Raw genomic sequence first — 24,245 nt, forward strand, 5'->3', positions numbered from 1 at the left:
TATTTACTCAATAATTTGTGGGATACCATCTTTATATTGGGCCCAAGTTAGCGTTCTGAAAACAAGGCCGTTGTTATTAATGCTGAGTTGGCCTGTCTCGCCGTTGATCTGGGTGCCAGGAACCGCGCTTAATTGTTTTAGATAAGGATGAATGCGATAAGCATCAAGGCCTAGAGCGTATAAGCGACCAAAACGACTGTTTGTGTCATTTCGTTGCTGTGAAATAAGTACTTTGTCTTGGGATGGTGGTTTTAGGTTCCAAGGGGTGCCTAGGAAAGTAACGTTATTCAGGTCTTGGTCCTGAATAGGGTTGTTGCTACCGCTGAATACGTGTGAGGTGGCATAAATTGGCAGGTCGCCTGCAAAGTTAAACGCTAGCATAGTATTTAGCTGTCTAGCATCATTTGGTAGTGCAGTGAGGATAATCGCTTCCATATCGTGGCGACGATGTTCTTCAAATTCAATTTTATGGGTATAAACAACTTTTCTTACGTTCTTGTAGCGCTGTTTACTTTTATCTGTGGATAAAAATTGACTCACATGCTCAGAGAATTCGCTGATATCCCCAAAGTTACTAGAGTGGACAACCATGCCGCCCAGGCTTGTGTAGTGTTCTTCAAAAGCCTTGTTGATTTTTTCGCCCCAGCCACTGTTTGGTGTTAATACTGCGGCACGGCGTATGCCGTCTTTCCATGCGCGCTCTGCAATTTGAATGGCTTCATCTTCGGCTGAAAGGCCAAATTGATACATGCCTTCGCGAGCGGGTGAATCGGTGTAGTTTAGGGCGAGTACAGGCACTTGGATATGCTGATCGGCAGCCAAGGTTGTAACATAGTCTTTAGCTAAAGGCCCGATGATCATATCGACTTGTTGCTCATTAACGATTGAAGCCAGCTGAATCGGGGTATTTATCTTTTCAGAGTCCAGAAATAGCAGTTCTGGAGAGGTTTTGCCTGGTTGTTGGCTGCGTAGATGAGCCATCATAATGCCTTCTTTGATGGCGTTGGCAGGTTTGGCTAATTTGCCTTCAAGTGGCAATAGTACTGCTATTTTTTGAGCTGAGAATGTCTGTGCACCTAGTCCGCCAAGAGATTGAGGTGGTAGCTTTTGGGCTGGGTGAGATTCCCATAATACGGCCCAGTTATTCAGCGCTTGGTTTTGTGTGTCTAGTTGAGTGTTGACGCTTAGCTCGTAAGCTAGCTCTAGCCAGCCCTGCTCATGATAACTATTAGTTCCGCTACGAATAAGCTCGGAAAGCTGGATTGCTTCAATTTTAAGTAGGCTATTCCAGATTTGATCGTGCAGGATTTGCTTTGCTGCGTCCGTGTCGAGCAGTTGGCTTAATCTAATAAGTGCTTTAGCTTCACTAAAATGTTGCTGTTGTAGCTGGAATGCTTGGGCACGCAATTCGAGAATTTGAATCTCTTGCTCGGTTAGGAGTTTAAGATCCGACAAACCATTTAATCTGTCTAGCTGTTGCAGGGCTTGTTCAGGCTGGTTTTGTTCTAGTGAGGCTTCAGCTTGAAGTTTAGCGATCTCAAAGCGAAGAGATGGGGCTAGGAGGGCAACGTCTATTTGGCTTAGTACGGCAGCAGCTTCTTGCTTGCGGTCTAGGCTAAGTAAAATCTTCGCGGCGTCTGCTCGATACTGAGCAGATTTGATCGGTTTTGCAGAATTCGCTTTTTTAAGTAGGCTTTCTACTCGTTGTTGGTCTTGCTCAGCTGCAGTCAGCGTTGGTTTCGTGGATGTCGTACTAACTGAACAACCAGAAATAATTGTGCTGATTAAAATTGCTGAAAGAGACAGGCGCCACTGAAATTTCATATACTTCGCAACCCACGTTTTAAGATGGTATCTGTAATGTTAGAACCCGCACTGTACGTTGTAGCAACGCCAATAGGAAATCTGCAGGATATGACACCTCGCGCTATTGAGGTCTTGCAGCAAGTTGAGTTGATAGCTGCTGAGGACACACGTCATAGTGCCCGTTTGATGGCGCATTTTGGTATCAATACCCGCCTTGTTTCCGTCCATGAGCATAACGAACGCCAGCGAATTGAGACGATTGTACACCAGTTGCAATCTGGTGCCAGTGTTGCACTAATTTCTGATGCTGGAACGCCTCTAATTTCGGACCCTGGATATGTTGTAGTTCAGGGGGTTAGAGAGCAGGGTTTTAAAGTTGTGCCTGTTCCTGGCTGTGTGGCTTTTATTGCTGCGTTGTCTGCGGCGGGTTTGCCTACAGATCGATTTATCTTTGAGGGATTTTTGCCGCATAAATCGAGCGGGCGTAAGCAGCAGCTAAAGGGGTTGGTTGATGAAACGCGAACGCTGATCTTTTATGAATCTCCGCATCGTATTGTGGCCTCCCTGAAAGATATGCAGTCAGTCTTTGGTGGTGAGCGTGTTGTGGGTATTGCTCGTGAGCTAACTAAAACTTATGAAACGATCCATGTGGATAAGTTGGATGCTGTCATAGAGTGGATGGAGGCTGATTCCAATCAGCAGCGCGGTGAGTTTGTTGTTTTGGTTCACGGTATAGAAAATAAAGGCGCAGCTGAACTTGATGCTAAAGCTCTGGAGGTGCTGGATATTCTTCTTGCAGAGCTGCCAGCGAGTCAGGCGGCTTCTTTGGCTGCGAAAATTACCGGTTTGAAGAAAAAAGTGCTTTATCAGGCGGCTTTAGATCGCTAACTGATTTCGCTTTTGTTAGAATTCGCGCCGAGGAGTTTGCCAGGCAGTCGCTGCCTTCTTTGAAGGTGGAGGAAAGTCCGGGCTCCAAAGGGTAGAGTGCCAGATAACGTCTGGGCGGCGCGAGTCGACGGAAAGTGCAGCAGAAAATATACCGCCTAAGCATCCTCGGATGCCGGTAAGGTTGAAATGGTGCGGTAAGAGCGCACCGCGTGGGTGGTAACACTCCACGGCATGGTAAACCCCACTCGGAGCAAGACCAAATAGGGTTCCTATAGGCGTGACCCGCGCTGGAACCGGGTAGGTTGCTTGAGGTGCATAGTGATATGCATCCCAGATGAATGATTGTCCACGACAGAACCCGGCTTATCGGCAAACTCCTCATTATTCTTTCTTTTCAGGAAGAGCGGTGTCCACTGCTTTTCCTGTAAAGGTCTGATTCGCCTAATTCATTGTTTTATATGCAGTCTCTCGATGCTTTGTTTTTGAGAGCTTCTCTTTGTATGCATTTCTCTAATGTTTGATCTCTGATAACCGTCATTTACGGCGCTTTCAGCCTTGCTTTAGTTGGGGTTACTTTCTATAGTGTGCTCTAGTGGGATAAAGTGGGTAAAAGTGGGTTTTTCTGTAATTTAAGTGGGTTTTGAGAGCCGAAAATGTTTAGAGGCGTTAATCAAATCAATCTGGATGCCAAGGGGCGCATGGCGATTCCGGCACGTTATCGCGAGAAAATCGCGACGTGTTGCGATGGTCAGCTCGTGGCTACGATTGATACTGAAGCGCGCTGTTTACTGCTTTATCCACTGGAAGAATGGGAAGTTATTCAGGAGAAAATTGAAAGCCTGCCTAGCTTTAATCCCGCAGCGCGTCGAATTCAGCGTCTACTGATTGGTCATGCAACTGATCTTGATATGGATGGAAATGGACGATTGCTTTTGCCCGCTCCACTTCGAGAGTATGCGGAGCTCGATAAAAAAATTGTGTTGCTTGGGCAAGGGCAGAAGTTTGAAATCTGGAGTGAGTCCAGATGGTTAGCTACCCGCGAAGAGTATCTTCAAGAGGTAGAAGGTGGCATGGCAATGCCTGAAGAATTACAAAATTTATCGCTATAGCGGATCGAGTAACGACGAATGAGCCAGGAATTTAAACATATCACAGTGCTGTTAAATGAAGCTGTAGAAGCTTTAGTGCAGGACGCGTCTGGTTTCTATGTCGACGGGACCTTTGGTCGTGGCGGTCATTCTGCATTGGTATTGGATCAATTGGCAGAAGATGGTCAGTTGATGGGAATCGATAAGGATCCAACCGCCATTGCGCATGCACACGAACGTTTTGCAGATGAAGATCGTTTCTCTATAGCGCACGGCAGTTTTGCACAATTGCAAGAATTTGTAACTGAGCGCGGTTTGCAAGGACAGGTTGATGGAATTTTGCTGGATTTGGGTGTGTCTTCACCACAGTTAGATGATGCTTCCCGAGGGTTTAGCTTTCTAAATGATGGTCCGCTGGATATGCGAATGGACACCTCTTCTGGTGAAAGTGCGGCTGATTGGATCGCTCGCGCCGAAGAGAAAGAGATTGCTGATGTGATTTATACCTATGGCGAGGAGCGTTTCTCCCGTCGTATGGCGAAAGCGATTGTGGCTAAGCGTGAAGAAGAGCCAATTACCACGACAGCGCAGCTTTCAAAAATTATTGCTGAAGCCAATCCTGCTTGGGAGAAAGGTAAGAACCCTGCAACACGTGCTTTCCAAGGTATTCGTATCCATATTAATCGTGAATTGGAAGATCTGGAAAGCTGTTTGGATCAGGCTTTAGAAATGTTGAAAGTGGGTGGGCGTCTAGTAGTTATTAGCTTCCACTCACTAGAAGATCGGATTGTGAAGCGCTTTATTCGTCAGCATGTTAAAGGCGATGAGCATATTCCACGTGGTATTCCGGTTACAAACGATATGTTGAAAATTCGGTTGAAGAATGTGGGTAAGGCTGTGAAAGCGAGTGCCTCTGAAACCGAAGAGAACGTACGGGCTCGAAGTGCAGTTATGCGAGTGGCTGAAAAGGTCGCTTGATGCTTGGAAGGTTCTGGAAAAATTGGGTTGGCGATCAGGAGGATGAGAAGGGGAATTCATCTGGTCGAGACAATTTTTATAGTGCTGAAGAGTTGCTGAGCCCATTTTTATTGGTGTTTGTGTTGGTTGTGGTGCTTTTGGTGTCATGCTTGGGCGTAGTCATGAGCGCCTTTGAATATCGACAGTTATTTAACCAGCATCAGGAATTGATACAGCAAAGGGATGAGCTTCAAGTTGAGTGGGGACAGCTACTGCTTGAGCAAAGTGCATGGGCTGCCAATAACCGAGTTGAACAACAAGCAACGAGCGTGTTGGGCATGAAAGTGCCAGATGTTGAACAAATAGAGATCGTTAAGCATGAGCGATAACACTGAAGCAGCAGTTGGTAGAGGATGGCGCCTTTGGTTGGTGCTGGTTCTTCTATTGCTCGTTGCAGGTGGAATTACGGCTCGCATGCTTTCCCTTTATGTAGAAGAACAGTCGTTTTTGCAAACCCAAGGCGATGCTCGCTCATTGAGAACGGTTCAGGTACCTGCTCATCGCGGGATTATCACGGATAGGCATGGTGAGCCTTTGGCGGTGAGTGCACCGGTAGCGACTATTTGGGCTGATCCGAAAATGACAGATATGCAGCACGATGGTTTGTCAAAACTAGCGGTGCTGCTGAAAACGAACAAAAAGAAACTACTGGCTAAGTTATCTGAAAATCGCAGCCGTAGGTTTTTGTATTTACAGCGTCAAGTTACACCTGAGCTAGCTGAAAAAATTAGAGCTTTGCGTATACCGGGTGTGCATGTTGATCGTGAATATAAGCGTTACTACCCGGCAGCCGAGGTCACAACGCATCTGGTTGGTTTTACTAACTTGGATGGTAAAGGCCAAGAAGGTTTAGAGCTGGCTTATGAGGATTGGTTAAAGGCTGATGCTGGTAAGCAGCTTGTAATGAAAGATCGTTTGGGTAGAACGATCAAGCATATTCGCGAAGTTAAGCCAGCGCTGCATGGTAATGATATTCAGCTAAGTATCGATTTAAGGCTGCAATATCTAGCGTATAGAGAATTAAAAGCGTCAGTAAAAGCGCATAAAGCTGATGGCGGGTCGATTGTGATGCTTGATGCATCTACGGGCGAAGTGTTGGCGATGGTTAATCAGCCATCTTACAACCCAAATGATCCAAAACAGAGAATTTCGACGGCATTAAGAAACAGAGCGTTAACCGATACATTTGAGCCGGGTTCGACGGTTAAACCTATGACGGTTGCTGCGGCCTTGATGAGCGGAGAATACGAGCCGGAAACGATCGTAAATACTGCACCTGGTTATATGCGGGTTAAAGGTAAAACCATCCGAGATCATCGTAATTACGGTGAGATAGATATCTCAACCATTATTACGAAATCCAGCAATGTGGGTGTAACGAAGTTGTCGTTAAGCTTACCTGAAGGTTCAGTACGTAATCTGTATCACAATTTAGGCTTAGGGCAGGCAACAGGCATCGGATTCCCGGGTGAAAGTACAGGTTATCTGCCTTATCTGAATTCGAGGCAGCAAGTTGAGCGTGCGACGCTTTCTTATGGCTATGGCTTATCGGTAACGCCATTGCAGCTAGCGCAGTCATATTTGGCGTTGGCTAATGATGGGGTCGTTAGCCCTGTCAGTCTGATTCGACAGAACGAAGCAGGCAAACCTGTTCGAGTCATGCCTGCGGATGTGGCGGTTGATGTCCGTGAAATGATGGAAACGGTGATTAGCGTTAAAGGTACGGGTCGAAGAGCGGCTGTGCAGGGATATCGAGTAGCCGGCAAAACAGGCACAGTGCATAAAGTTGGCCGCGGTGGATATATCGACGATCAGTATATATCTACATTTGCAGGTTTGGCGCCGGTAAGTGATCCGCGCTTAGTAACAGTAGTGATGATTGATAACCCTAAAGGGCAGGAATATTACGGTGGTGAGGTAGCAGCTCCGGTTTTTTCAAGAGCGGTAGGTGGAGCTTTGCGTTTGATGAATATCCCACCGGATAATTGGCCGGAAGTAAATAAGCAGGTTGCTCAGCGTTGAATGAGGTGACTATGTTGGAAATCAGTAGAACATTGAAAGAGATTGCGCCGGAGTGGGTTGATGAAACTTACGCCGGCTTTGTCGTATCTGCTATTTCGCAAGATAGCCGCACGGTTACGCCCGGCACTCTGTTTATTGCTCGATCCGGTATTCAGCATCGTGGTGTCGATTTCGTTGAAGCGGCTGAAAAAAGTGGTGCAGTAGCGATTTTGTTGGATAGTCGTGAAGTTGATGATTGTCCTTCGCTTGGCATCCCAGTGATTTCTGTGCCTGATTTAGTCAGTCAGATTGGCCCTGTGGCTGCGAATTTTTATGGTCACCCAAGCCGTCATCTGAATGTTATTGGCATTACGGGGACTAACGGTAAAACCTCTTGTGCGCATTTTGTTGCACAGGCGATGAATGCTATAGGCACGAAAACAGCAATTGTTGGCACCATCGGAAATGGTTTTCCAGGCCAGCTAGAACAGGCAACTCATACAACGCCAGATGCTGTAGGCTTGCAGCGTTTGTTTGCTGAATTACGCGCAGCAGGTGCTGAAAGCGTTGTGATGGAAGTCTCTAGTCATGCTTTACTGCAGGGCCGAGTTGCTGGGGTTGAATTTGATTATGCCGCACTCACCAACTTAAGCCGTGATCATCTGGATTACCACGGTTCTATGGCTTCTTACGGTGCGGCTAAAGCAAGATTGTTTAAACGCTTTGATCTAAAAGCTTCTGTTATCAACAGTGATGATGCTTTTGGTCAAACGTTGTTAGCTGATGACGAAGTTAAAGGTAAAAAAGTAGCGGTTGGGCGTGCACAAGGCGATTATCTGATCGCGGCATACCGTTTAGCTTTGCACGGCATCGAAGCGGAGCTGAAAACGGCGCAAGGCAACTTTGCTTTCGCTAGTAAAATTATCGGCGAATTTAATCTGGACAATCTGCTTCTCGTAGCAGCTTTGCTCTCCGAGCAAGGGTTTAGCCGAGAGCAGGTTATGCACGGGCTTTCCAAATTAGATGCAGTGCCAGGGCGAATGCAGGCATTGGTCACTGCGGATAAGCCGTTGGTAATTATTGATTATGCGCATACGCCAGATGCTCTAGAGAAAGCAATCCAAGCTGTTAGAGCTCATACGTCAGGGCGTTTGTGGTGCGTATTTGGTTGTGGTGGCGACCGCGATACAGGTAAACGAGAACTAATGGGTAATATTGCAGACCGATTTGCAGATCGGTTGGTTGTGACTAGCGATAACCCAAGAACCGAACAGCCAGATAGCATTATTGAGATGATCGAGAGCGGTATTCATGATCATCAGGCGGATGTTGAAGCGGATCGTGCAGAAGCGATCAGAATGGCGATCAATGCTGCTTCACCAGAAGATGTCGTGTTGATCGCAGGTAAAGGTCACGAAAATTATCAAGAGATTGCTGGTACACGTTACCCGTTTAGTGATGTTGATGTGAGTAAGTCAGTTTTAGGGGTAGCGGTATGATTGGTCAGTGGTTTTTGCAGCAGTTAAAACAAGCTTTTGGCGGGCAGATAACGGCTGATACTGAATTTACAGGTGTAAGTACAGACACGCGTACGATTAAGCAGGGTGATCTATTCGTAGCATTGGTTGGCCCTAATTTTGATGGTCATCAGTTTATAGAACAGGCACTTGAAAAAGGCGCAGTCGCCGCGGTTGTTTCTCGATCTATGCCAGAAATTAAAGCGCCATTGTGGCAAGTTGAAGATACGCGTATTGCTTTAGGGAACATTGCGCAAGCGAATCGTCAGCGCTTTGATGGCACTGTTTACGCAGTGACAGGTAGTAGCGGGAAAACGACTGTTAAAGAGATGCTATTTGCAATTCTGTCCCAAAATAATCAGGTATTGGCTACTAAAGGTAATTTGAATAACGACATCGGTGTACCGCTAACGCTTTTTGAATTAAGTGATCAGCATCAAATTGCTGTGATTGAACAGGGTGCTAGTGCCGGTGGCGAGATTGCTTACACTACTGCGATCTCTCTGCCTGATGTTGCGATTTTGAATAACGCGATGGGCGCTCATCTGGAAGGGTTTGGCTCTCTGCAAGGTGTAGTCGAAGCCAAATCTGAGATCTTTTCGCAGTTAGATGAAACTCAAGGCACGGCTGTTATCAACCTAGATGATCCGCATACAGAGTATTGGTTAAATCAAAACCAAGGAAAGCCTCAGAGCAACTTCTCTCTTAGCTCCGAGAAAGCTGCTGTGTATGCGTCGGACTTGAAACCATCTAGCAATGGCTGTTTTTCTTTTGTTTTGCACAGAGGCTCTGAGTCTAAAACGGTTCAGCTGCAGGTGATGGGACAGCATAACGTTGCAAATGCCCTAGCTGCGGCAGCTGCTGTAAGCGCTAAAGAAATGTCGTTAGCGGAAATTTGCAGCGGTTTGGAATCCTTCACTGCAGTATCTGGACGTATGCGTTGCTTGTCGACAGCGTCTGGTGCTCAAGTAATTGATGATAGTTATAACGCCAATCCTGGTTCGGTAAATGCGGCAGTGGATCTGCTGGTTAGTTTGCCGGGTAAATCAGTATTGGTTTTAGGGGATATGGCTGAGTTGGGGGCGGATGCCGCTGATCAGCATGCACAGGTAGGCTGTCGGGCAGCGCAGAAGGGGGTTAGTTGCTTTTATGCAACTGGCGTGCTGTCCCGGCACTCTGTTTCAGCGTATAACGCTGCAGCAGTTGGGCAGGGAGTGCATTTTGATACACGTGAAGAATTAACAGCTGCATTGAAAAAGTTGGCTGATCAGAATACCAATATTCTGATTAAAGGCTCGAGAAGTGCAGCGATGGATCAGGTCGTGAAGAACCTGACTGAAGGGGAATAGAAGGCAATGCTACCACTGCTGGCAGAATTTTTATCGGAATATTACAGCGGCTTTGCTGTATTTCAGTACCTAACCCTACGTGGGATTTTGGGTGTATTAACAGCATTGTTGATAGCTTTGTGGGTCGGCCCTCATATGATCAACAAACTACGTAGTAATCAGATTGGTCAAGCGGTACGAGATGATGGTCCTCAGACGCATTTGAGCAAAGCAGGTACACCAACAATGGGTGGTGCTTTGATCCTAGTTGCAATTGCGATTAGTACCCTTTTGTGGAGTGATTTGACTAACCCTTATGTGTGGATTACGTTGGGCGTGACGCTAATTTTTGGTGCAGTGGGTTGGGTCGATGATTATCGTAAAGTGGTTGAGAAAAATCCGAGAGGATTACCTGCTAAGTGGAAGTATCTGTGGCAGTCAGTAGGTGGTATGGGTGCGGCAGTATTACTCTATTGCATGGCTTCCACACCTGTTGAAACAGAACTTCTGATTCCATTCCTAAAAGATGTGTCGATTGATCTCGGTATCTTCTTTATTGTCTTTACCTACTTTGTAATTGTAGGTAGCTCTAATGCCGTAAACCTTACTGATGGCTTAGATGGTCTAGCTATTTTGCCAACCGTAATGGTAGCCGGAGCATTAGGTGTATTTGCATATCTGTCCGGTAACATCAAGTTTGCTGAATATCTATTGATCCCGTATGTGCCGGGTTCTGGTGAGCTGATTATATTCTGTGGTGCCATGGTTGGTGCGGGTCTTGGTTTCTTGTGGTTTAACACTTATCCAGCTCAGGTATTTATGGGTGATGTCGGTGCCTTATCTTTAGGTGCTGCGCTTGGCGTTATTGCTGTTATCGTCCGTCAGGAATTTGTACTGTTCATTATGGGCGGTGTGTTTGTTGCTGAAACCGTGTCAGTAATTTTGCAGGTGGCATCGTTTAAATTAACAGGTCGCCGTATCTTCCGTATGGCGCCTTTGCATCACCATTTTGAATTGAAAGGTTGGCCAGAGCCTCGTGTAATTGTGCGTTTCTGGATCATCACAGTAGTTTTGGTGCTGATTGGCTTGGCATCTCTGAAAATTCGTTAAGGTAAAGTTTGAGCATGAGTTTAATCGCCAGCGATAAATTAAAAGTAGTCATCGGTTTAGGTCAGACCGGGCTGGCATGTGCACGCTATTTGGCATCTAAAAATGAGCGTTTTGTCGTTGTTGATAGCCGAGAGAATCCTCCAGGCATGGATGAGCTATCAACAGAGCTTCCTGACGTTAAACTGATTTGCGGGCCTTTTGATGCTGAACTACTGAGTAGTGCATCAGAATTGATTTTGAGCCCTGGTGTTGCACAAAGTGATCCTGCTATTCAAACGGCAGTAAAAGCGGGCGCGAAGTTAAGTGGTGATATTGATCTTTTCTGTAATGAGATCAGTGCACCTATTGTTGCGATTACCGGTTCAAATGCTAAAAGTACGGTCACTACCTTAGTGGGTGAGATGGCTGCTGCTGCCGGTTTAAATGTTGGAGTGTGCGGGAATATTGGTACGCCTGTACTCGAGATGTTAAACGAGCCTGAAAAAGATCTGTATGTTATCGAACTATCAAGCTTCCAGTTAGAAACAACCAATGATCTTCGAGCAGCAGTTGCAACTGTACTCAATATTAGCCCTGATCATTTAGATCGTTATGATTCTATGCAGGGTTATTATCAGGCTAAACACCGGATTTTCCGCGGAGCTAAAAAAGTCGTTGTTAACCGTGATGATGCACTGACAATGCCATTAATGCCGAGTGGTGTTGATCAGCTTGCTTACCACTTAGGTAAACCCGATCTTAAAGTCTTTGGTTTGACTGAAGAAAAGGGTGAAACTTGGCTTGCCGTTGGCCTGGACAAATTAATACCTGTATCTGAGTTAAAAATACGTGGTAGCCATAACATGGCTAATGCACTTTCAGCGTTAGCTTTAGGCCAGTCAGTTGGCTTGCCAATGGATGCGATGCTAACAGCTTTAAAGAACTTTACTGGTTTGAAACATCGTTGCCAGTGGGTTGCTGAAAAAGCCGGTATTGAATATTACAACGATTCCAAAGGTACTAACGTTGGTGCGACTGTTGCTGCGCTGAACGGTTTAGGAAAAACCCTGTCTGCAGATCAGCGTATTGTGTTAATAGCTGGTGGTGTTGGTAAAGGTGCCGAATTTTCTGAATTGGCTGAACCTATGCAGCAGTTTGCAAGAGCGCTGATCTATATCGGTGAAGATGGGCCTCGTTTAGCTGACAGTTGTGAAGGTGTCATTAAAGAATCAGCGGACGATATGCAAGCTGCTGTTGCAAAGGCGCAAGCACAAGCGAAGGAGGGAGATATTGTTCTGCTTTCACCTGCCTGTGCGAGCTTTGATATGTTCTCTGGTTTCCCCGCTCGTGGTGATGCTTTTATTGACGCGGTGGAGGCTCTTTAATGATCTCTTTGGCGATGACAAACATTAAGCAGAGGTTAGAGGGTTTAATTCCTTCGCCTCCGCCTGTTTGTGCGTCACAAAGAGTGTTGCCATTTGACCCTTGGGTGCTGGCCTGTTCAGTTGCTTTGGTTCTAACGGGGTTTGTAATGATTAGCTCTGCATCTTTAGATGTGGCGCTAAAAAATAACGGTACAGCGTATTTTTACGTTATTCGTCAGTTCATATTTATCATGCTGGCGATGATTGGTGCTGTAGTCGTTTGGAATATCCCAATGCGCTTTTGGGAGAAGACCGGGCACTGGTGGATGTTAGCTGCCGGTGTTTTGTTGATTTTGGTTCTTATTCCAGGTGTAGGTAAAGGGGTAAATGGTAGTCACCGTTGGTTACCGTTGGGCCCTTTAAACCTTCAGGCTTCGGAAGTCGCTAAGTTCTGTATGGTGATGTACATGGCTGGCTACTTAGTAAGACGCTTGGATGAAGTGCGTAGCAGCTGGAAAGGGATTGCGAAGCCGACTCTACCTCTGGGTATTTTTTGTGTGCTGCTGTACTTCGAACCGGACTTTGGTGCCTTAGTTGTCCTGATGGGGACAGTTATGGGAATGATCTTTTTGGGTGGGATGCGCTTTTCCCAATTCTTGATGGTGATCTCTGGTGTAGTGGGTCTGCTGGTCGCTGTTGTAGGATTGCAGCCTTACCGAGTAGCTCGACTTCAGAGCTTCTTAGATCCATGGTCCGATCCTTTTGGAACTGGGTACCAGTTATCGCAGGCTCAGATCGCTTTTGGTCGTGGTGAATGGTTTGGAACAGGGTTGGGTAATAGCGTTCAAAAGCTATTTTATCTGCCAGAAGCTCATACTGACTTTGTGTTTTCTGTATTGGCTGAAGAGTTGGGTTTTATCGGCGCGATCGCTTTGATCTTGGTTTATGCCGTATTAATCGTGAATATTTTCCGTATTGGTCGTCGAGCTGAAAAGGTAAAATCCTTTTTCTCTGCTTATGTCTGTTACGGTTTTGCAATTATCTTTGCAGGGCAGGCGTTGATCAATATTGGAGTGAATGTTGGCGCGTTGCCTACAAAAGGTTTGACGCTTCCTTTGGTGAGTTACGGTGGAAGTAGTTTATTAGTGAGTTGCGCCATGTTGGCCGTTATTTTGAGAGTTGACTACGAATTGAAATTAGCTGGAAAAAATCAGCCAGATGCTGAAGCCAAAGAACGTAAATCAAAAAATCAGGAGGCTGTCGCATGAGTACTTCTGATAAAAAAGTAGCTTTGATTATGGCTGGTGGCACTGGTGGTCATGTATTCCCTGCATTGGCCACAGCAGAGAAATTACAGGCACAAGGTGTTCATGTTGAATGGTTGGGCTCTCGACACGGAATAGAAGCTGATTTGGTACCTGCAGCAGGATTAAAACTGCACTCTATTGAAGTCAGAGGCTTAAGAGGCAAAGGCAAGTTAAGTCTGCTTTTGGCTCCATTTAAACTGTTGATCGCTTTGTGGCAGGCGCTATCGGTTGTTCGCTCTGTTAAACCTGATGTTGTATTAGGTATGGGCGGTTTTGCATCTGGCCCAGGTGGTCTTGCTGCGTGGTTGCTAAGAATTCCGTTGATCATTCACGAACAGAATGCTGTTGCAGGAATGACTAACAAGGCTTTGTCTAAATTAGCCAAAAAAGTTCTGGAAGCGTTCCAAGGTGCATTCAAAAGTGGCCTGACGACTCAAACTGTGGGTAATCCGGTACGCGGAAGTATTTTGAATTTACCTGAACCTAAAGAGCGTTTTTCTGATCGTGAAGGACCTTTGCGTCTTTTGGTTGTAGGTGGAAGTTTAGGCGCGAAAGCGATTAACGACCTTCTGCCTGAAGTGCTTGCTGATTTACCTCAGGAGCAACGTCCAGAGGTTTGGCATCAGGCAGGAAAAAGAAATATTGAAGAAACTCAGCAGCGTTATGAAGCGCTGGGCGTAACTGAGTGTAAAGTTGTGCCATTTATTGATGATATGGCAGAAGCCTATAGTTGGGCAGATGTGGTTTTATGTCGTGCTGGTGCTTTAACGGTGAGTGAATTGAGCAATGCAGGTGTGGCATCTGTATTAGTGCCTTTTCCTTATGCGGTTGATGATCACCAAACTAAAAACGCAAATTATCTTGCTGAGAGAGATGCTGCAATTTTAATTCAGCAGGCGGATCTTAATAAAGAAACGCTAACAGCATTATTAACAGAACAATTAAATCAACGAGAAACGTTGATGGAAATGGCGAACAAAGCGCTATCACTAGGTAAACCCGAAGCAAGTGATGTGGTAGCAAATGTTTGTCTTGAGGCAATGAAGTAATGAAACAACAAAATGCTTTCACCCGTTATGAAATACCGGAAATGCGCCGTATCAGCCGAATTCATTTTATCGGCATTGGTGGTGTGGGTATGTGTGGTATTGCGGAAGTATTGCTGAATCAGGGATATCAGATCTCAGGTTCAGATATTAAAGTGTCCGCGACAACTCAACGCCTAGAAGGCTTGGGGATGAACATCTTTATTGGGCATGCTGATACCAATGTCTCAGGTGTGGATGTGGTTGTTGTTTCCACTGCGGTTAACGAAGAAAACCCAGAAGTGAAAGCTGCGCGTGAACAGCGTATTCCGATTGTTCGTCGTGCTGAAATGTTGGCTGAATTGATGCGCTACCGTCACGGTATTGCTGTAGCTGGCACGCACGGCAAAACAACGACGACAAGTCTGTTAGCTTCCATCTTTGCTGAAGGCGAGCTTGATCCAACATTTGTCATTGGCGGTCGACTGAACAGTGCTGGCACCAACGCCAAAATGGGCACGAGCCGCTATCTTGTGGCAGAGGCTGATGAAAGTGATGCTTCATTCCTTCACTTACAGCCTATGGTTGCGATTGTTACAAACATCGATGCGGACCATATGGAAACTTATGAGAATGACTTCTCTAAGTTGAAGAAAACATTTGTCGAGTTTCTACATAACCTACCATTCTACGGTCTTGCGGTTATGTGTATCGATGATCCTGTTGTAAGGGAAATCCTTCCGGAAGTTAGTCGTCCAGTGCTGACTTACGGTGTAGAGGAAGATGCTGACTACCGTGCTGAGAATATCAGACAAGAAGGTATGTACACCCGCTTTACCGTTAAGCGCCCGGGAGATTTTGCCGATCTAGAAATCTCACTAAATATGCCGGGACATCACAATATGTTGAATGCCTTAGCAACGATTGCTGTGGCTACCGATGAGGGCATTAGTGATGAAGCGATCTGCACCGCTTTAACTAAGTTTGAAGGCGTTGGTCGTCGTTTCCAAGTTTTGGGGGACGTGCCTGTCAATGGTGGTAGCGTTATGTTGGTTGATGATTACGGTCACCACCCAAGAGAAGTTAATGCCGTTGTTAAAGCCATTCGTGAAGGCTGGCCTGAAAAGCGTTTGGTGATGATTAATCAGCCTCATCGTTATAGCCGAACTCGTGATTTGTACGAAGACTTTGTGGAAGTACTGTCTGAAGCCGATGTGTTGTTATTGCTAGAGGTTTATGCCGCTGGTGAAGAGCCAATTGCTGGTGCTGATAGTCGTAGCCTATGTCGAAGCATTCGTCAGCGTGGTCGTATAGATCCGGTATTTGTTAGTGATAAAGACACCGTTGCCGATGTGCTGAAAGATATTTTGGAGCCAGGTGATCTATTGCTGACTCAAGGTGCGGGTGATATTACAGCGCTTGCTCATCAGCTTAAACAGGCCAACCTTGTAGCCGATAAGGAGGAAAAATGAGTTATCAAATTGATGCTCAAATGAAATCCGACTTCGGACGAGTTGCGGTTATTTTTGGTGGTAATTCATCTGAGCGTGATGTTTCACTCAAGAGTGGTGCTGAGGTTTTAGCTGGACTACAACGTGCAGGTGTTGATGCATTTGGTATCGATCTCTATGGTCCTAATGGCGATCAACAGCCGTTACAGCAACTACAAGAAAATCACTTTGATCGTGCCTTTTTGATTTTACATGGCCCAGGCGGTGAAGACGGTACCTTGCAAGGTGCGTTGGAAATGCTAGGCAAACCATACACTGGAAGTGGTGTGACAGCTTCTGCAATCGGTATGGATAAGTTAAGAACCAAGCAGGTGTGGATAGGCGCAGGCTTACCGACTCCAACATTTGCGGCATTTAATGGTGAATTTGAGGTTGATGACATCGTTGAGCGTCTTGGTTTACCGATGATTGTTAAGCCTGCGCACGAAGGTTCCAGTATTGGAATGAGTAAAGTTGCCAGTGCTAGTGAACTAGAAACAGCATTGGAAACAGCCGCTGGTTTTGATCGTAGTGTGATCGCAGAAAGTTGGATGAGTGGTGACGAGTATACCGTTGCGGTGCTTGATGGTTCTGCATTGCCTCCTATTCAGCTAGTCACGCAGCACGAGTTTTATGACTTTGATGCAAAATATCTAGCGAACGATACGCAGTACAAGTTCGATCATGGTTTGTCAGAGGACAAATTAACATCCCTGAAACGTCTAGCTGAACAAGCATTTGCCGCGGTTGGCTGTAAAGGCTGGGGGCGTGTAGATGTGATGCAAGATCAAGATGGAAACTTCCAACTATTAGAAGTTAATACGGCTCCGGGTATGACGGATCATAGTCTTGTGCCAATGGCTGCGCGAGAGCAAGGAATTAGCTTTGATGAGTTGGTCGTTAGAATATTAAAAACGGCCCAATAAAATGAACCTTTTGCGATTTTTTCGACAAACTGAACCGTTGGGGGAGCAAGAAGTAGAGCTTGCTAAGCCTCGCGGTGCCAGTCGTGAAAAGATCGCTAAAGAAGAACCTGTAAAAGGGAAAGCTGATAAAAAGAATCCTAAAAAGGATAGCCGCGTAAATAACGATTCTGAGTTTTGGTGGAAGCCATTTTGGACGTTATCTTCGCTGGTTATTTTTATCGGCGTTTTATGGGGTATTGGTCATAACTTATGGCAATGGCTGGACCGTCCAGTAACGAGCGTAGTTATTGAAGGTAAAACCCAGCATTTGGACCGAGAAAAGTTAGGGAAGATTATCGCTGGTGACCTAACAGTGAATCTATTAGAGGTTGATATTGAATCGGTTCAATCTCTAGTAAGTGAACAGCCATGGGTCAGGGTCTCCTCTATTCGACGAGATTGGCCCGATACCTTGCTGGTTGAAGTTGAGGAAGAGGTGCCGGTTGCTCGTTGGGGAGAGAGGGGATTGTTGAACCATCAGGGCGATATATTTTGGCCGGAGCTTTCTAAAGAGTATCGGAATTTACCTAGATTGAGTGGGCCTGCTCCAGATACTGAAAGGGTCATGTCACAGTTCCATGATTTTAATCAGATGCTGAAGCCGATGGGACTGAGTGTTGTTGCACTGGATTTAGAGGCTCGTGGCGCCTGGACAATGGAATTAGATAATCAAATCAAAGTGGTTGTAGGCCGAGAGGCAATTAATGCACGTTTACAACGCTTTTTGACTTTGTATAAACAACGATTGGCTGCTCAAGCGGCTGATATAGAATCAATCGATATACGTTACACCCATGGGGTGGCGGTGAAATGGCGGGAAAAACCCGAAAGCGAAATGCAGGATAAAACATAATGAGTGGTTCGATGGAAAACAATATGGTTGTTGCGCTCGATATCGGGACCTCAAAGGTGCTGTGCCTTGTAGGGGAGATCGGTATTGATGGTGCCATCGAAATTATCGGCATTGGCTCGCATCCATCTCGAGGCCTGAAAAAAGGCGTTGTAGTGAATATCGAATCAACAGTGAGCTCGATTCAGCGTGCGGTCGAAGAGGCTGAGTTGATGGCTGGCTGTAAGATTCACTCTGTGACTGTTGGTATCGCAGGTAGTCATATTAATAGCCTAAATTCTCATGGGATTGTGGCTGTTCGTGATAGAGAAGTAACTGAGTATGATCTAGAGCGTGTGATCGATGCGGCTCGAGCAGTAGCAATCCCTGCTGATCAGAAAATCTTACACATCTTGCCTCAAGAGTATGAGATTGATAGCTCAGAGGGCATCAAAGAGCCTTTAGGGATGTCGGGTGTGCGTTTAGAAGCGAAGGTGCACCTTGTTACGGGTTCAGTGAATGCTGCTCAGAATATTGAGAAGTGTGTTCGCCGCTGCGGTCTTGATGTAGATAACCTAGTTCTTGAGCAATTGGCTTCAAGCTATTCCGTTTTGACGGAAGATGAGAAGGAACTGGGTGTTTGTATGGTGGATATCGGCGGTGGCACCTCTGATATCTCTATTTTTACAGGCGGTTCTATTCGTCATACCGCTGTCATTCCGATTGCTGGTGATCAAGTTACAAACGATATCGCGATGGCTTTGCGAACACCAACGCAGCATGCGGAAGAGATCAAGGTTAAATATGCGTGTGCACTGGCACAGCTCGCTACAGGTGAAGAGACCGTTAAGGTGCCTGGTGTAGGTGATAGGCCTGCTAGGGATCTTTCTAGACAGTCGTTAGCAGAAGTGGTTGAGCCCCGTTACGAAGAATTGTTTAGCCTGATTCAGGCCGAATTGAGACGCAGTGGTTTTGAAGATTTGGTTGCAGCAGGCATTGTGCTGACAGGCGGAACTTCGAAAATGGAAGGTGCCATTGAATTAGCTGAAGAAATCTTCCATATGCCGGTTCGCTTGGCGACACCACACGGTGTACGTGGGATGGAAGATATTTTAAGTAGTCCTATTTATGCAACAGGTATGGGGCTTCTGCAATACGCACAACAAGATCATGTTGGTGCTGTTGAGCAAGACGTCGAGCCAGAAGTCGTTGTGGGTTCGCAAAAGAGTGTTTTAGACAAGATGAGAGCTTGGTTTCAGAACAACTTCTGAACAAGCTGAAGGTTTTTAGATTTATAGCAGCAAAAGTAGCGTGCTGCTTTATTAGGGGATAGTGCTTGGCAGGGCACTAAAGGAGCTAACAATGTTTGAACTGTTAGATAGCGTTCCGCAAAATGCCGTTATTAAAGTTATCGGTGTTGGTGGTGGAGGCGGAAACGCTGTAAAACACATGGAAAGTGGTGACCTAGAAGGGGTGGAATTTGTTTGTGCAAATACAGATGCGCAAGCGCTTTCATCTATGGCGTCCCAAAAAGTTATCCAGCTTGGTAATACGCTTACCAAAGGCCTAGGCGCGGGTGCAAATCCAGAAGTTGGTCGTCAGGCAGCTATGGAAGATCGGGATCGCATTGCAGAAATGTTGCAAGGTGCGGATATGGTATTTATCACGGCTGGTATGGGCGGTGGTACAGGTACGGGTGCCGCACCTATCGTAGCCGAAGTAGCTAAAGAGCTCGGAATTCTAACAGTCGCAGTCGTGACAAAGCCTTTCCCGTTTGAAGGCCGTAAACGAATGAGTATTGCTATTGAAGGTATCAAAGAGCTTCGCGAAAGTGTTGATTCCCTCATTATTATCCCTAACGAAAAACTGATGCAGGTACTAGGTCGTAATTGCAGCCTTTTGAATGCATTTGAGTCTGCCAACGATGTTTTGAAAGGGGCTGTTCAGGGTATTTCGGATCTGATTACGCGTCCGGGTATGATCAATGTTGACTTTGCTGATGTGCGGACTGTTATGTCCGAAATGGGCATGGCGATGATGGGTACCGGTGGTGCGCGTGGTGAGAACCGAGCTGCTGAAGCTGCAGAGAAAGCGATCAAGAGTCCACTACTTGATAACGTAGATCTGAAAGGCGCGAGCGGTATCTTGGTAAATATCACTGCGGGTATGGATCTCAGCTTGGGCGAATTTACCGAAGTGGGTAATCAGATTGAAGAGTACGCATCTGAAAATGCCACGATTGTTATCGGTACTGTTATTGAACCTGAGATGACTGACGAACTGAAAGTGACAGTTGTTGCTACGGGTTTAGATAAGCCAGAAGAAACGGTTCGCCCTGTTTCTGGCGGAATGCAAAAAGTGGATGGAAGTTTAGACCTTGAGCAGATCGATCTGCCTACGGTTTTGCGTCGCAAAAAAAATGAGGCACTTGACGGGCCGGCGGAGCCTGAAAGTGAGTTGTTAAAATCAACAGGTACTGAGAGCGAGTCCGCTTATTTAGATATTCCTACTTTTCTGCGCAAACAAGCGGATTAATTGGAATGTCCTTTCTAAAAGGGCGATTATTTGTTAGTATCTCGCGCTAGAGTGGCCTATTTTATTTTTTGGCAGATAGCATGATTAAACAGAGAACATTAAAAAACAGCATTAAAGCAACAGGTATTGGTCTGCATACGGGTCAGAAAGTGTATCTGACGTTGAAGCCTGCGCCAGTAAATACCGGTATTGTTTTCCGTCGTACTGACTTGGATCCAGTTGTTGAGATCCTTGCGCATGCGCACAATGTTTCTGATACAAAACTGTCAACCAACCTGGCTAAAGATGGCGCGCGTATAGCGACTGTTGAGCACCTACTTTCTGCAATGGCTGGCCTAGGTATCGATAATGCCTATGTTGAGTTAAGCGCAGAAGAAGTTCCAATTATGGATGGTAGTGCTGCGCCGTTTGTCTTCTTGATCCAGTCGGCAGGCCTAGAAGAGCAGAATGCTCCTAAAGAATTTATCCGTATTAAGAAAGAAGTAACGGTTGAGGCTGATGGCAAGTCAGCGACGTTCAAACCGTTTGACGGCTTTAAAGTAGGCTTCAAAATCGATTTTGAGCACCCAGCATTTGAAGGCCGTAACATGGAAGCTTTCCTAGACTTCTCTAGCACTTCTTTTGTTAAAGAAGTTAGTCGTGCGAGAACCTTTGGTTTTATGAGTGACTATGAATACCTTCGCTCTCAGAACCTAGCATTAGGTGGTAGCTTTGATAATGCAATCGTAGTTGATGATTACCGTATTCTTAATGAAGACGGCCTTCGTTATGACGATGAATTTGTGAAGCATAAAGTGCTGGATGCGGTGGGTGACCTGTATCTATTAGGTAAGAGCTTGATCGGTGAGTTCTACGGAAACAAATCAGGACATTACCTTAACAATCGTCTATTGCGTGAATTGTTGGCGCAAGAAGATGCTTGGGAAGTGGTGACTTTCGAAGACAATGAAGAAAGCGCACCTATCTCTTATCAGAAGCCAGTGTTAGCGGTCTGATAAATAGAAATCATTAAGAGCCGAACTTTTATAGTTCGGCTTTTTTTTGTCTATTTTCCTATTTTTTTTCATATTTTTTTTATTTCCCCTTTTAGATTCATTTTCTGCCCCCAATAAAGGTAGAATGCTGAGTTAATTTTTATCCGCTAATCGAGCGGACTACAGGTTTTAGACTTCACAGGTATAAGTCGAGATATGCTGACAGGACTGTTTAAGAAAGTTTTTGGTAGTAAGAATGATCGCGAATTAAAGCGCATGGGCAAGATCGTAAAGGCGATCAATGCGTTGGAAGTAGATCTAGAAAAACTAACGGACGAAGAGCTAAAGGCTAAAACGGCTGAATTCCGTCAGCGTCTTGATGATGGCGCGACTCTGGAACAGATCCTTCCTGAAGCTTTTGCTACGGTAAGGGAAGCATCAAAGCGTGTTATGGGTATGCGCCATTTTGATGTTCAGCTTATCGGTGGTATGACGCTAAATGATGGCAAAGTTGCCGAGATGCGTACGGGTGAAGGTAAAACCCTTGTAGCGACCTTGGCTGTGTATCTGAATGCGCTGCCTGCTGAAGGCGTTCATGTAGTCACAGTGAATGATTACCTAGCAGAGCGTGATGCTGAATGGATGCGCCCTCTTTATGAATCTCTAGGCTTAACGGTAGGTGTTGCGCTTTCTGGTCAAAATCCAGAAGTAAAACGTGCTGCTTACGCTTGTGATATCACCTACGGCACAAACAATGAATTTGGCTTTGATTATCTTCGCGATAACATGGCTTTCAGTACTGCTGAAAAAGTACAGCGTGGCTTTAACTTCGCTGTAGTCGATGAGGTTGACTCCATCCTAATCGACGAAGCACGTACTCCTTTGATTATCTCAGGTCCAGCTGAAGATAGTTCTCAGTTATACATCACTATTAATGAGTTGATTCCTTCGTTAGAGAAATTCGATGGTGAAATTGATCCTCAGGACGAAGAGCAGGAAATTAACGAGCACTTCGTTGTTGATGAGAAAAACCGTACGGTTGAACTGACTGAAGCGGGTCATACTGCTGTTGAAGAGATGCTGGCGAAAAAAGGTCTTCTGAGTGAAGGAGATAGCCTGTATGCACCTCAGAACCTTAACTTGCTGCACCACGTGCTAGCGGGATTGAGAGCGCATAACTTATTCCAACGTGATGTTGATTACATTGTGCAAGGCAATCAGGTTGTGATTGTTGATGAACACACAGGTCGAATCATGGAAGGCCGTCGTTGGTCAGAAGGCCTGCACCAGGCGGTAGAAGCAAAAGAGGGTGTATCGGTTCAGAATGAGAGCCAGACTTTTGCCTCAACCACATTCCAGAACTACTTCCGTTTGTACGACAAGCTTTCTGGTATGACGGGTACGGCGGATACGGAAGCATTCGAGCTGCGTCAGATTTACGGTTTAGACGTTGTTGTTATTCCAACTAATAAAACGATCGCGCGTAAAGATGAGAACGATCTGGTTTACCTGACGGTTGAAGAAAAGTACGAAGCTATTATCAAAGAGATTCGTGCTTGCCAGGAAGCAGAGCGTCCAGTACTGGTAGGTACGGCGTCAATCGAATCTTCTGAATTGATCTCTTCATTACTGAAGAAAGAAAAAATTACGCACAATGTATTGAACGCTAAAAACCACGGTGGTGAAGCATCAATTATCGCGCAGGCGGGTCGTCCGGGTGCGGTGACTATCGCGACTAACATGGCTGGTCGTGGTACCGATATTGTGCTGGGTGGTAAGTTAGAGGCTGAACTAGCTGAACTTGATAACCCATCTGAAGAACAAATTGCTGAATTGACGGCTGCTTGGCAGAAGCGCCATGAGCAGGTATTGGAAAATGGCGGTCTACATATTATAGGTACTGAACGTCACGAATCTCGTCGTATTGACAACCAGCTACGTGGTCGTGCAGGTCGTCAGGGTGATCCAGGTTCATCTCGATTCTTCTTGTCACTAGAAGATGATTTGATGCGAATCTTTGCTTCTGATCGTGTAAGACAGTTGATGCAAGCGCTAGGTATGGAGCGTGGCGAAGCTATCGAACATAAGATGGTAAGCAATGCGATTGAGAAGGCGCAGCGTAAAGTAGAAGGGCGTAACTTTGATATCCGTAAGTCATTACTTGAGTATGATGATGTAGCTAATGATCAGCGTACAATCATCTACGAGCAGCGTAATGATTTGATGGCAACTGACGATATCTCTGAAACAGTTAATTCTGTTCGTGAAGAGGTTGTCGCGAATAAATTTAGTGAGTTTGTTCCGCCGCAGAGCCTTGAAGAACAGTGGGATATTCCGGGTCTTGAGAAAGCATTGGAAACTGATTTTTCCATTAAAATGCCTATCCAAGAGTGGCTAGATCAGGATGATTCATTGCATGAAGAAACCCTGCATCAAAAAGTTCAGGATACAGTGCTAGAGGTTTATCAGCAGAAAGAAGCGCAAGTGGGTGAATCTACAATGCGTAACTTTGAGAAGCAGGTTATGCTTCAGGTGCTAGATACCCTGTGGAAAGAACACCTACAGACTATGGACCACCTGCGTCAGGGCATTCACCTTCGAGGTTATGCACAGAAGAACCCTAAGCAGGAATACAAGCGTGAATCTTTCCACCTATTCCAAGAATTGCTGGAAAATATCAAGCGTGATGTCATTCGTATTCTAAGTCATGTGCAAGTTCAGCAGCCAGAAGATGTTGAAGCGATGGAGCAGCAGCGTCGTGAGCAAGCTGAACGACAGCAGATGGACTTTAAACATGACAATAGCTCAGCTATGTCGGGTGAAGAGGGTGAAAGTTCCAATGCTGAAGAACAAGCTCAGCCAGAAACTTTCGTTCGAGATGGCCGTAAAGTAGGTCGTAACGAACCATGTCCTTGTGGTTCAGGTAAAAAATACAAGCAGTGTCACGGTAAGCTTTCGTAAGAGTGAACTGTTTATTGGTCAACACAGAAAGCAGCTTTTAAGCTGCTTTCTGCATCTTAGG

General features: G+C 45.7%; 19 protein-coding genes and 1 other RNA gene. 19 read left to right on the forward strand and 1 reads right to left on the reverse strand.

All coding sequences use genetic code 11. The features are described 5' to 3' along the window. Positions 1-3: 3 nt before the first annotated feature. Positions 4-1,824: a penicillin-binding protein activator gene (locus ACMXYW_RS03485; protein WP_415900208.1), complete on the reverse strand. Its 1,821-nt coding sequence runs from the start codon at positions 1,822-1,824 to the stop codon at positions 4-6. A gap of 36 nt (positions 1,825-1,860) precedes the next feature. Between ACMXYW_RS03485 and rsmI the strand changes: the two genes are divergently transcribed. The 19 genes from rsmI (at position 1,861) to secA (ending at position 24,184) form a co-directional block, all read left to right on the forward strand. Further along, positions 1,861-2,694, forward strand: a complete 834-nt coding sequence (rsmI, locus tag ACMXYW_RS03490) for a 16S rRNA (cytidine(1402)-2'-O)-methyltransferase (protein ID WP_415900210.1) — start codon at positions 1,861-1,863, stop codon at positions 2,692-2,694. Between the two features lie 31 nt (positions 2,695-2,725). Continuing rightward, positions 2,726-3,076, forward strand: an RNA gene (gene rnpB / locus ACMXYW_RS03495) — RNase P RNA component class A. A 271-nt stretch (positions 3,077-3,347) separates the two neighbouring features. After that, positions 3,348-3,803 carry a division/cell wall cluster transcriptional repressor MraZ gene (gene mraZ, locus ACMXYW_RS03500; RefSeq protein WP_415900211.1) on the forward strand — a complete coding sequence of 152 codons (456 nt, stop codon included), beginning with the start codon at positions 3,348-3,350 and terminating at the stop codon, positions 3,801-3,803. Between the two features lie 18 nt (positions 3,804-3,821). Next, on the forward strand, positions 3,822-4,760 hold the full coding sequence (gene rsmH, locus ACMXYW_RS03505; RefSeq protein ID WP_415900213.1) for a 16S rRNA (cytosine(1402)-N(4))-methyltransferase RsmH: 939 nt from the start codon (positions 3,822-3,824) through the stop codon (positions 4,758-4,760). Then, entirely contained in the window at positions 4,760-5,128 is a 369-nt protein-coding gene (gene ftsL, locus ACMXYW_RS03510; RefSeq protein WP_415900214.1) for a cell division protein FtsL, read from the forward strand. The genes rsmH and ftsL overlap by 1 nt, the downstream gene beginning before the upstream one ends. Beyond that, entirely contained in the window at positions 5,118-6,821 is a 1,704-nt protein-coding gene (locus tag ACMXYW_RS03515) for a peptidoglycan D,D-transpeptidase FtsI family protein (protein ID WP_415902917.1), read from the forward strand. The genes ftsL and ACMXYW_RS03515 overlap by 11 nt, the downstream gene beginning before the upstream one ends. Positions 6,822-6,832: 11 nt before the next feature. Beyond that, entirely contained in the window at positions 6,833-8,299 is a 1,467-nt protein-coding gene (locus tag ACMXYW_RS03520) for a UDP-N-acetylmuramoyl-L-alanyl-D-glutamate--2,6-diaminopimelate ligase (protein ID WP_415905233.1), read from the forward strand. After that, a complete protein-coding gene (locus ACMXYW_RS03525; RefSeq protein ID WP_415905234.1) occupies positions 8,296-9,666 on the forward strand; it encodes a UDP-N-acetylmuramoyl-tripeptide--D-alanyl-D-alanine ligase in 1,371 nt (456 codons plus the stop codon). Before ACMXYW_RS03520 ends, ACMXYW_RS03525 begins: the two co-directional genes overlap by 4 nt. Positions 9,667-9,672: 6 nt before the next feature. Continuing rightward, positions 9,673-10,755 carry a phospho-N-acetylmuramoyl-pentapeptide-transferase gene (gene mraY, locus ACMXYW_RS03530; protein WP_415883641.1) on the forward strand — a complete coding sequence of 361 codons (1,083 nt, stop codon included), beginning with the start codon at positions 9,673-9,675 and terminating at the stop codon, positions 10,753-10,755. Between the two features lie 14 nt (positions 10,756-10,769). Next, positions 10,770-12,119 carry a UDP-N-acetylmuramoyl-L-alanine--D-glutamate ligase gene (gene murD / locus ACMXYW_RS03535; protein ID WP_415905235.1) on the forward strand — a complete coding sequence of 450 codons (1,350 nt, stop codon included), beginning with the start codon at positions 10,770-10,772 and terminating at the stop codon, positions 12,117-12,119. Next, positions 12,119-13,366, forward strand: a complete 1,248-nt coding sequence (gene ftsW / locus ACMXYW_RS03540; RefSeq protein ID WP_415905236.1) for a putative lipid II flippase FtsW — start codon at positions 12,119-12,121, stop codon at positions 13,364-13,366. The genes murD and ftsW overlap by 1 nt, the downstream gene beginning before the upstream one ends. Further along, positions 13,363-14,454 (forward strand): undecaprenyldiphospho-muramoylpentapeptide beta-N-acetylglucosaminyltransferase, encoded by a 1,092-nt coding sequence (gene murG, locus ACMXYW_RS03545; protein WP_415905237.1) that lies wholly within the window; start codon positions 13,363-13,365, stop codon positions 14,452-14,454. The genes ftsW and murG overlap by 4 nt, the downstream gene beginning before the upstream one ends. Next, on the forward strand, positions 14,454-15,902 hold the full coding sequence (gene murC, locus ACMXYW_RS03550; RefSeq protein WP_415900226.1) for a UDP-N-acetylmuramate--L-alanine ligase: 1,449 nt from the start codon (positions 14,454-14,456) through the stop codon (positions 15,900-15,902). The genes murG and murC overlap by 1 nt, the downstream gene beginning before the upstream one ends. Next, complete coding sequence (locus ACMXYW_RS03555) at positions 15,899-16,846, forward strand: D-alanine--D-alanine ligase (protein WP_415900228.1); 948 nt, start codon at positions 15,899-15,901, stop codon at positions 16,844-16,846. Before murC ends, ACMXYW_RS03555 begins: the two co-directional genes overlap by 4 nt. Position 16,847: 1 nt before the next feature. Beyond that, positions 16,848-17,738: a cell division protein FtsQ/DivIB gene (locus tag ACMXYW_RS03560; protein WP_415905238.1), complete on the forward strand. Its 891-nt coding sequence runs from the start codon at positions 16,848-16,850 to the stop codon at positions 17,736-17,738. Then, the gene (gene ftsA / locus ACMXYW_RS03565; protein WP_415897613.1) at positions 17,738-18,985 is read left to right on the forward strand and encodes a cell division protein FtsA; all 1,248 of its coding nucleotides are present in this window, start codon (positions 17,738-17,740) and stop codon (positions 18,983-18,985) included. The genes ACMXYW_RS03560 and ftsA overlap by 1 nt, the downstream gene beginning before the upstream one ends. Before the next feature lie 91 nt (positions 18,986-19,076). After that, the gene (ftsZ, locus tag ACMXYW_RS03570; RefSeq protein WP_415883649.1) at positions 19,077-20,249 is read left to right on the forward strand and encodes a cell division protein FtsZ; all 1,173 of its coding nucleotides are present in this window, start codon (positions 19,077-19,079) and stop codon (positions 20,247-20,249) included. Positions 20,250-20,329: 80 nt separating this feature from the next. After that, positions 20,330-21,244, forward strand: a complete 915-nt coding sequence (lpxC, locus tag ACMXYW_RS03575) for a UDP-3-O-acyl-N-acetylglucosamine deacetylase (protein WP_415893582.1) — start codon at positions 20,330-20,332, stop codon at positions 21,242-21,244. A gap of 195 nt (positions 21,245-21,439) precedes the next feature. Beyond that, positions 21,440-24,184 (forward strand): preprotein translocase subunit SecA, encoded by a 2,745-nt coding sequence (gene secA, locus ACMXYW_RS03580; protein WP_415905239.1) that lies wholly within the window; start codon positions 21,440-21,442, stop codon positions 24,182-24,184. Positions 24,185-24,245 lie beyond the last annotated feature (61 nt).

Origin of the sequence: Neptuniibacter sp. QD48_55, from assembly GCF_047778115.1 — a bacterium.
Classification (GTDB): domain Bacteria; phylum Pseudomonadota; class Gammaproteobacteria; order Pseudomonadales; family Balneatricaceae; genus Neptuniibacter.